This window comes from Paenibacillus sp. 1-18, assembly GCF_000520755.1.
Lineage (GTDB): Bacteria > Bacillota > Bacilli > Paenibacillales > Paenibacillaceae > Paenibacillus > Paenibacillus brasilensis.
Window position 1 is genome coordinate 1 of record NZ_ASSB01000378.1, and the last position, 9,705, is coordinate 9,705.

Below are 9,705 nucleotides of genomic sequence, written 5' to 3' on the forward strand. Positions count from 1 at the left end.
GGCGGCTCTTCGCCAAAATAAATGTCGCGGTAAGGATCGTCCTCTAATAGCAGACATTGATACCGCTCGGCAAGCTCAACGAGCCTTTTCCTTTGTTCGGCGGGTACGATATAGCCTGTTGGACTTTGAAAGGTGGGATTCAGATAAAACAGCCGCGGCTTGTAGGCTTGCATCAGCTTCTCTACCTGCTCCAGATCGTAGCCGTACGGGTAGATCTCAACCGGAACGATAGCTGCGCCTTGCCTTCTGAAAATATCAATCGCCGTGCTGTAGGTAGGACGCTCCAACATAACGGCATCTCTCGGCTTGACCAGTGCTCTGGCAACCAAATCCATGGCCTCCTGCGATCCGCAAGTGATCAATAATTCGTCTGCAGACAAGTGAAACCTATGGCAATCGGTAAAGTAACGGCACAACGCATCCCGCAGTTCCTGGTCTCCTTGCGCGGTAAAGTAGGTGCCGAGCATTTTGGGATACAAATCGAACACTTGCTTCACATACTCCGAAAAATAAAGATTGGGGAGCAGGTTCGGGTCGAGCAGCGATCTCGACAGTACATATTCGGCTTCCACCTGATGGATTTCAGAAAGATGGCTTTCATGTACGTAAGCGGAAATGATCGGATTATTCAGCGAATCTACAGGAAGACTGCTGTCCGGTCTCACATAATAGCCGGATTTGTCTTTCGCTTCGACGATCCGATTCTCCTTCAGTAGCTGATAAGCTTTAAAGACCGTCAGTCGATGCACATTGAATTCCATCGCCAGCGAGCGGATGGAGGGAAGCTTCTCACGCGGCTTCCATTCTCCTCGACGGATCCGATCCAGAATATAGTCATAGATTTGTTCAAACAGTTTGCCTGCACATCCGCTTGAAAGAACTGTTTTTTTCATATGTTTTGCCCCCCAAATACCATTAACCCTTAAATACGCACTTGCACATGTGTTTCTATTATACAGGAACTCCTGCCTTCTGTTCTAGTCTTCTCGATCTGTTCTATTCATATTCGTTTATGATGGAAAAAAGGAGGTTCTGATCAAGTCCGCCGGAAAATCCGCGTAGCACAAGAAAGAAGGTTTTGAGTATGAACAGAAACACATTACTAACAGGTATCACCTATTGTTTGATTCCTGTGTTGGCGTGGGGAGGTATGTTTCCCGTCATGCAAGTTGCTTTGAAGGTTCTCGATCCGTTCTATTTCACAACGATTCGCTACATATGTGCTGGCCTCATTCTTCTGGGAATGCTGATCGTTTTCGAAGGGAAGAACGTTCTCCGATTGGAGGGGAAATCGTGGAAGTTATTGTTTTTTGGCACTGCAGGGTTTTCGGGCTTCGGTTTTCTTACCTTTGTCGGACAACAGCTCGGCGGACCGTCAGGCGCAATCATTGCCTCCGTTATCATGGCGTTAATGCCACTAATGACGACGTGCGTAAATTGGGCTATGAATAAAAGCAATCCCAAGCTGTCTACTTTTATTTCAATTTTCATTGCGCTTTCAGGCGCAATGCTAGTCATAACAAATGGAGATCCCTCCCTAATCGTTCAAACCAAAGAGCATATTGGCGCCAGTCTGCTGATTATGCTCGGTGCTCTATGCTGGGTCGTCTATACGATGGGTGGCAGTCAATTTGCAGGCTGGTCGCCGCTTCGCTACACCGCTTTGACAACGTGCTTCGGATCCTTGATGAATATTTTAATCGTGCTGTCGGCAACGGTCTTCGGAACCTTGACGATGCCAAGCGCGGAGAGGATCGGAAACGTAGGGGCGGAACTGCTGTATATGATCTTGATCGCAGGCGTGCTTGCCGTGTTCACATGGAACGTCGGCAATAAAATTTTGAAGCCGGAGAACGGCATGCTATTTATGAATATCGTCCCTGTTACGACAGTCACGATCAGTGCCCTCCAGGGCGTTGAAGTCGGAAGGTTGCAGTTTGCAGGGACCTTCATCGTGATCATCGCGCTGGTGATGAATAATTTGATTCAGAGACAAAGGAAAGAAGCAGGTGAATATGCAAAATGACCATTCTTGAACATTATCGGAAAGTGCTGAACGGAGAATTGGAGCAGTCTCCCGTTGAGCGCCTTATGGGACTGATGCTAATTAACGTAGAAGATGGCGAGGCCACGTATGAAATGCAGGCTTCGGAACAACACGCGAATCCGCAAGGCACATGCAACGGCGGCATCATTGCCATTCTTGCTGACATGGCCATGGGCATTGCCTACGGCTCTACGTTGCAAAAAGACGAAACCTTCACCACGATCGAGATGAAAGTAAACTTTTTTAGACCTGTTTGGAACGCCAAAATAAAGGCTCATGCTACGCTATATAAGCGGGGACAAACAATTGGGTTCATCCAATGTAATATTACTGACGAGAACGGTAAACTCATCGCTCATGCCTCAAGCACTTGTATGACATTAAGGGGCGATAAAGCACAAGGCAGATAGACCCGCAGGACATACCCATGAAACGAGCGGCGATGGCTTCAATGACTTGCTGTTTATTTGATGACAGGACTGATGCTGTAGGCGACGATGTAATGGAATACTAACAATTAAACGGCAGGTTAACAAGAGGAGGAAACATAGCATGCATGAAACAGTGCTCACGATCACTTCGATGCAGACGCTCGAAGAAGCTCTGGCCTTCAAAACACTTAACGAGGAATGGATCGCCCGAATCTTCACCATCGAAGAGGCGGACCGGGTCATCCTTGATAACCCGGTGGAGAACATCATGAATAGAGGAGGAGACGTACTCATCGCACGCGATGGCGATTCGATCGTCGGATGCGTTGCACTCGTGCCGACTGGGGCTGGCGTGTTCGAGCTCTCGAAGATGAGCGTTACACCCGAGTTGCGGGGGCGCGGATACGGACGGAAGATCATTCATGCCGCCATTAACCACGCACGTGGGCTTGGCGCAACATCGCTGTTTTTAGGCAGCAGCACCAAGCTACCAAACGCCGTTCATCTTTATGAATCGGTTGGATTCAAGCACGTTCCTGTTGAGCAGATCAGGCCCATGCCCTATGTAAGAGCGGATGTGTTTATGGAAATGGAACTAGTGAATACGAAGACAATATTATCGACGTAAACGTTCTGGTTTTAACGGGAGAATATAGCACAATAAAAGCAGCGGCAGTCTAAGACAATATTTTTCAAGTCGACGGTGTATTATCCCGGTTTTCTTTGTTCTTTTTGACGAGATGAGGATTAACCAGAACGGCTTCAAAGCCCTTATCGACAAGCCAGCGTGCTAGGCTAAACCAGTAGTGGCCAGGAGGTTCCATGCCAACGATAACGTTGTTAAGTCTGTAGGTTTGAGCAAGTCTTCAATCCAACGTTTGAACAGCTTAAATCCTTCACGATAGGCTTCGGCGTTCTATACATACTCTGCCTCCTGTAGGAGTGATGGAGGAAGTTACAATCTTGCAACATAAAAAACGAAAGTTCGATAAACTTCATCATGGTCAGATATGGGCACATCATACAATAGGTAGGATAGGAACAACGCTATAAGTATGAGGCATGGGGGAGCAAAGCCTTGAAAAAACATGGCGGAGGAATGATCCTAGTACAAGCTATTGGCTATCGGGGAAAATCCCGATAGCCATCTTTGTGTCCCATATAGATTTTAAATTAAATTTATCTTCTCCTAGTTCATTCTAGCCCATTGGTCCATCCGCTGAATGGCATCTAAACGTGCATCCTCAGGAAGCAGGGGCTTTATTTCTCCATTACCCTTTAGTAGAGCTTGGATTAACGAGGGATTAAGCAAGCACACGACCCAAGCTATGGTAATCTTGCTCCTCAGTTTGAAGCTTTCGGCCTTCGACCCACTCCGTCATGTAATAGAGTCTTCCATGTCTAGAAACTCAATAACTTCCAGAATTGTTTGACAATAATTAGGTATATGGGGATAACCGGTTTCTTGCAGTTTTCGGACATAAGATGAAATCTTGACAATTTGCTCTTTCGGGGTCAACCTCGTTTTTTTGTTCGCCCGTAGAACGGTTTGATTAAATATTGGCCTTGATCGGTTACCGTACAATATGCCGCTGCCCATTTATAATGCGAATCATAGGATTGGGCGCTTTTTAAAGTCAGGCCGTATTGGGGAACAACGCTCTTCAACTTGGTTATATCGGAACCGTTTGACAGGCCGTGCCCTCCGTTCCCTAACGTAAAGCGATTATTCTAACAATGATGCTAAAATAGCCATTTCACCCAGTATGCCAAGAAAACCAAAGTAAAGAGTACTGTAGGCGGGATAGTGATAATCGTTACCTTCACATAATCTTTCCAACTTATTTTTACGTTGTTTTGCCTAATTATGTGCAACCAAATTAATGATGCGAGAGTACCGATCGGTAATAGCAATGAGCCTACATCGCTGCCGATAACACTTGCTAGATAAGCTACCTTTAAATTGATAGGATCTAGATTCATACTTGTAAGGGAAACCGTTCCAATCATTAATGCCGGGTGATTATTAAATAAGGAGGACATAATCGTTAAAAGAACTCCCATTATCAAACTGGCGGTGAGCAGATCTCCTGCAATCAGTGGTTGAGTTAGGTGAATTAACATACTTGTTAACCCAATGTTATTTAAGCCAAAAATAATGATATAAATACTAAATGCAAACAGGAATATATACCATGGCGTTTTTTTTAACATATCCAATGGAGGTATTTTAATATAGATCCAACGCCACCCAAGTAAAAGCACGGAACCTAACACAGCCACAATTTCAATCGGAATGTTATAATAAGAGGCAATAAAAAGACTTACACGTACGGAAAATACAAAGAGTAGAATATTTCTCATTAATCGGTTTCGTTCTTTCCCGGATTTTTGTGAAGGATGCGGATAGATTTCATTATGAAACTTTTGGTTAGATATGTTCCGGGGCAGTCTTTTGTAGAAGCATAAATATAATAGGCCTGAAAACAATAGCAGTCCTGTTACAGAAGGAACAAACATCATCAGGAAATTGGTGAAGAGATCAATCCCTATAATTTTTAGTGCAATTAAATTGACGATGTTGCTTACTCCGATTGGAGCGCTTGATGCGGTTGCTGTTAATGCGCCCGAAAGCAAATAGGGGATCTTTTCGTGATTTTTCAGCTTTAGATGATTCAATAATAAAATTAAAATAGGTGTTGTAATAAAGATGCTCCCGTCGTTATTGAAAAATAAAGTCATAAGAAAGCAAACTGCATTGACGTACCAAAACAGACGAATTCCAGAACCTCTTGCTTTGGCCAACAGTCCTTCAGCAGCCCAAATATAGAATCCAAAGCTCTCCAATATAATTGCCATTGAAATAGTAGCTATTATGGTTATTGCAGCTCCGCTTACCATTGTGGAGATCTTAACCAAATCTGATAATGTCATGCTTCCGCTTATTAGTACTAATATCGCTCCTGCTGTTGCGGGGATTGCTTCATTTAAACCTTTTGGCCTCCAAAGTATGAACACCATGCTGAGAAAAAAAGCTATGATTGTTAGGAAAAACTCGACTGATTGGAACATTATCTTTCACTCCTGAGTCGAGAACCCTCTTCATACAAATTTATATTAATATGTCTAGCTACGTCACCATCCTGTTTTACTTGCAGAAGGACACCACTTTCGCTTATCAAAGAATCGTCACCGTGTACCTCAACTGGAGGCTTTAGTATGAAGTACAAAAAAACGAAAGCAGCGATTATAATAATCAATTGGAGTATCAAGACTTTCCCCCCCCTTATATTTGACTTGTAAAGTGTTGCTCCATCGAGTACATTTGTTTTCCGTTTTAATTAGTTATTATTATTATTTTCTGCGGCCAAGGGTAGAGCGTTACTCATCATTTAAACGAAGTAATCCTGTACATAATCTTCTCAAGCCTTCTGCTAGCTCTTTATCCTTTACTTTTCCAAAATGTTCACGTGCTTTTCTAATGTGATTTTCGGCTCTGTTAAATTTTATTCCCACAGCATTCATCGTCCCCTTTCTGTCCGTTTAAAAGTAATATATGAGTATTATTCACACTTTGTATGAGCTAATATCCTGAGTACTGGGACTTTTTAGTTTGAAAAAATGAGAGTAGTCTAGAATCGGTCGTTAAGTCTGGAAGGGGGACCTTTCCGGGAGGAAAGAGTTAGTGGTGTTTAAAAGGCTGACGCGAGAAGGGTTGAAGGATGGGCAGTAGGTGGGTAAGTGACATTGCTGTAGGAAAACGGCAACACGGGCTTTCAAGTTGGTTTGGTATATGCAAGTGATGGCTTTTGTATTGAATTGCTAATACATATGCTTTTTCGCCGTTAGCCCCGTTACGGTGAACCGTACCACAAGTAATAGTAAAGCGGAAGCGGTCCACATTTTTTTGGATAGCATAATGATATAATTTAAATGGGAGGCGATGATTTCTTACGGCACCCGTCTCTTTATTAGCAACAAGTAATCTTATCGGCGTTTACCCTATTTATGGTTGGTGGAGCAAGCCTAAGTAGCCGAAGCGTTGGGATAGAAAAGTTAGATATTCGCTTATTGTTTCACTTCATACTCCTGAACAGGTCTATAGATTTGTATACTCCCATCCTATCTCTGTAAATAAATATTAGGAATATCAAAGGCCTATAAAGCTAAGTTGTTCTCTTCTCATATTTATCAGCTTAATTACAGAGAATTTGATGTTTGCCGAATCCCCACACGGCTCTTATGCTTGAATAGTAAGCAAACAGCTGAGGTTGGAGGGGAAAGTTAAAATGTTATCGTGAGACGAAGTTCAGGATCAGTACAGATATTGTATTAAGATGGTAGCGAAAGAATCTCCACTAGGAGGTATGAAACAGGATATAAACCAGTTCTTCCAAACGGAAATGCTGAACGTATATGATGGTTGGAAGAGTGGAAAATATAAGACGCTTAGGGACATCCGTGTTTATGTGTTGGATTCCGCTACAAGAGCAAAGAAAGGATAGCTTTCATGACTGATTACAAACTTATTTTAATTAAAGACGGATTGTAATTTGAAGTGCGACACCTGCTAAAAAGGTAGACTATAATGATTTGATAAATTTGAAATAATCATAGATGAACTGGAGGCTTATTCCACTCGAAATATGAGTTGGAATAAGCTTTTTTGTGTGCAGAAAAACGAAAGGAGAGAAGACAAAAGGACAAAAATTACCCAGCAGAGAAAGGAGTGAGATAGTTGCTCAAATACAGCAGAGCATTAGGCTTAATATAATCAAAGATGGCGATCATACGCTGACTGTAGACAGAAGAATTGTGAAGATAGGGCAGCAAAAGAGATTGAACCGAATCACTATAACCACGCAGAAGATGATGGACCCGGCACAGAGTACGAGTACGACCACCGGGGGCGCAGGGTCAAGGTGATGTATCCAGATGGCGGCATTGCTCGTATGAAATACGATGCTACCGGGAATATGAGCAAAATGATCTTACCGGAACATTATGATCCGATTCATGTTGCAGGTACAAAATATGAAGGTCAAGATTTATTTGAAACGGTCAGAGATACAAAAACTTAGGTAAGGATCCAAATTTCCCACATATTCAAGGACATTATCCAGAAGATAAGGGCGGATTTAAGGAGGCGAAAAAGTAGATTGGAAGAAAAAAAAGAGAAGTTACAGAAGTTGTTGTTTCAAAAAGAAGTCTTGGCAGAAAGAAAAAATTTAAAAGATGTATATCTTAACGATTATCATATAATACTATCTGATAATCAATTTATTGATTATCAACAGTCAAATAATTTGAAAAGAAAAGGATACGAGAAGGTTTTTAGCAAAGAAAATTTAAGTTGCACTGAGTACAGTGAGGTTCTAAACTGGGTTAATGTAAATCGCTCCAAATTAAATTTACTAGTTGAAAAGCCAGTTGTCCTATTTTATATGGATAATATCAGTGGGGGGGTGCTATTAAGTTTGGAATTAATACTTAATAATATTCTTGGATCTGATATTGTTTTGACCTCAGACTTACTAGTTACTACTGAAGATCTGAAATATGGATTGTGTATAGAAGTGGAAGAGCACAACTATCTTATTACGAGTTGGGGTCTACTCATGTAGAAAGCTATAGTCTAAAACATGAGTTATAATTCCACTGTCCAATAATAATATACTTGGTAAAATTGACGGTACAAAAATAGCTTTGTACTTACCAGATTGCAAGAGAATCGGGAAAGGACCAAGTAACTTGATTGGATATTCTATAATTTACAGAAGAATCACCCAATACCATTAATAGGCCATTAACTTTAACCTTAACAAAATACGTATAACCGCCTCTTAAAAGCTTATTCCGACTTGAATGTGTGAGTAGGAATAAGCTTTTTTGCGTTATCAGTTTAGTCATAGAAATTTCAGAACTGCTTTTACGCGGACATGAGTGGTTGACCTAGGTGAGACGATGCAGGGAATCCGTCTTATTATGTAAATATAGACAATATTTAGGATGGTATTTAATATCACGAATTGTAATACGAAGTACGGCACCACTAAGGGGTATGCTAGTCTATTAATTAAGAGATAAAATACACATGCAAAGGCTTATTCCAATCGAAATATGATAGGAATAAGCCTTTTTTTGCGTGCAGAAAAACAAGGGGAGAAGAGAAAGGGACATCAAATGCTGGTGAATAACTCCTTAACCCCCAAAACAAGCAGTGAACTTGTGTATGTGTTTTTTAATAATTAGCTTATTTTAATATAAAATTCCCCAATGTAAGCCTATATATTATTTTAAATGACGGATTGTCAAGCCAAGTGCGACAGTTCTTCTAAAAAGGATTCGTGAGCAGTCTTCCATCCCAAACATTTTCGTGGTCTGTGATTCATCAGATAGAGAGCCTTTTCCAAGGCTTCATCCGTGATTTGGGCGAAATCCGTCCCTTTGGGAAAGAACTCTCGCAGCAAGCCATTGGCATTCTCATTAGAGCCACGCTGCCAGGAAGAGTAAGGATCAGCAAAGTAGACTTGAACGCCATGCGTAGCTTCCAGGCTGGCATAACAGGCAAACTCCTTGCCTCGGTCAGCGGTAGCGGTCTGGAAGGCTCCGGCAGGGTACTGAGAAGCGGCTATGCCAAAGGCAATCTCCATCGATAGCGCCGTTCGGTCAGGCATCTTGATCGCGGTATACAGACGCGTTTTGCGTTCAATGAACGTGGCTACGCAGCCTTTACTTTTTCCACGGCCCGAGACGACGGTATCCAGTTCCCAATGGCCGAACGTTTCCCGAGAACGGACGAATTTGGGGCGCTTTGAAATAGGTTTACCTACGGTAAACTTGCCACGGGTTTCTGCTGGCTTCTGTCGCTTGCCTTTGTGCCGAAGTACGGTTAGCGTCCCTCTCACCAAAAGGCCTGCATACAGCCAGCGATAAATGGTTTTGAAACACACCACACGCTGTCCTTCCTGACGCAACCGTTCTACGATCTGCTCTGGAGACCAGGTCGCTTGAAGCTTCTCTTCGATGACCGCCGCCTGCTCAGAAGTCCACTTCCCGGCAGGGATCGAGGCCTTACGTCGCTGGTGGTAGCTCTCTTGAGAGCGCTCGGCATGATACGCCTTTTGCTCGTCATGGCGTTGGAGTTCACGACTAATGGTCGCATGGTGCCTGCCCAGTTCCTTGGCAATAGCTCTTGCACTTTTCCCCTGCTGATGCAGGATTTCT

General features: G+C 42.8%; 9 protein-coding genes and 1 pseudogene. 5 read left to right on the top strand and 5 right to left on the bottom strand.

All coding sequences use genetic code 11. The features are described 5' to 3' along the window. Positions 1-893: aminotransferase-like domain-containing protein (locus L693_RS0125575; protein WP_025721098.1), on the bottom strand; the 893-nt coding region annotated here is incomplete at its 3' end. 191 nt (positions 894-1,084) lie between these two features. On the opposite strand from L693_RS0125575, the gene L693_RS0125580 reads away from it, so the two are divergent. The 3 genes from L693_RS0125580 (at position 1,085) to L693_RS0125590 (ending at position 3,106) form a co-directional block, all read left to right on the top strand. Next, on the top strand, positions 1,085-2,026 hold the full coding sequence (locus L693_RS0125580) for a DMT family transporter (protein WP_025721100.1): 942 nt from the start codon (positions 1,085-1,087) through the stop codon (positions 2,024-2,026). Next, positions 2,023-2,457 carry a PaaI family thioesterase gene (locus L693_RS0125585; protein WP_025721102.1) on the top strand — a complete coding sequence of 145 codons (435 nt, stop codon included), beginning with the start codon at positions 2,023-2,025 and terminating at the stop codon, positions 2,455-2,457. Before L693_RS0125580 ends, L693_RS0125585 begins: the two co-directional genes overlap by 4 nt. A gap of 142 nt (positions 2,458-2,599) precedes the next feature. Beyond that, the gene (locus L693_RS0125590; protein WP_025721104.1) at positions 2,600-3,106 is read left to right on the top strand and encodes a GNAT family N-acetyltransferase; all 507 of its coding nucleotides are present in this window, start codon (positions 2,600-2,602) and stop codon (positions 3,104-3,106) included. A 70-nt stretch (positions 3,107-3,176) separates the two neighbouring features. On the opposite strand, the pseudogene L693_RS29660 reads toward L693_RS0125590, so the two are convergent. The 3 genes and pseudogenes from L693_RS29660 to L693_RS30285 all read right to left on the bottom strand — a co-directional run. Continuing rightward, positions 3,177-3,376: pseudogene (locus L693_RS29660) on the bottom strand (IS110 family transposase); the annotation flags it as partial. Positions 3,377-4,221: 845 nt separating this feature from the next. Next, complete coding sequence (locus tag L693_RS0125595) at positions 4,222-5,550, bottom strand: ArsB/NhaD family transporter (protein WP_025721107.1); 1,329 nt, start codon at positions 5,548-5,550, stop codon at positions 4,222-4,224. A 309-nt stretch (positions 5,551-5,859) separates the two neighbouring features. Continuing rightward, positions 5,860-6,003, bottom strand: coding sequence for a hypothetical protein (locus L693_RS30285; protein WP_155983940.1), 144 nt, complete (start codon positions 6,001-6,003; stop codon positions 5,860-5,862). A 1,400-nt stretch (positions 6,004-7,403) separates the two neighbouring features. Here L693_RS30285 and L693_RS32535 point away from each other — a divergent pair. Next, entirely contained in the window at positions 7,404-7,559 is a 156-nt protein-coding gene (locus L693_RS32535; RefSeq protein ID WP_155983941.1) for a hypothetical protein, read from the top strand. A 78-nt stretch (positions 7,560-7,637) separates the two neighbouring features. Beyond that, the gene (locus L693_RS0125620; RefSeq protein ID WP_025721112.1) at positions 7,638-8,102 is read left to right on the top strand and encodes a YxiF family protein; all 465 of its coding nucleotides are present in this window, start codon (positions 7,638-7,640) and stop codon (positions 8,100-8,102) included. Between the two features lie 687 nt (positions 8,103-8,789). Here the strand turns inward: L693_RS0125620 and L693_RS0125625 are convergent. Continuing rightward, the coding region (locus tag L693_RS0125625) for an IS30 family transposase (protein ID WP_025721114.1) at positions 8,790-9,705 on the bottom strand (916 nt) is incomplete at its 5' end.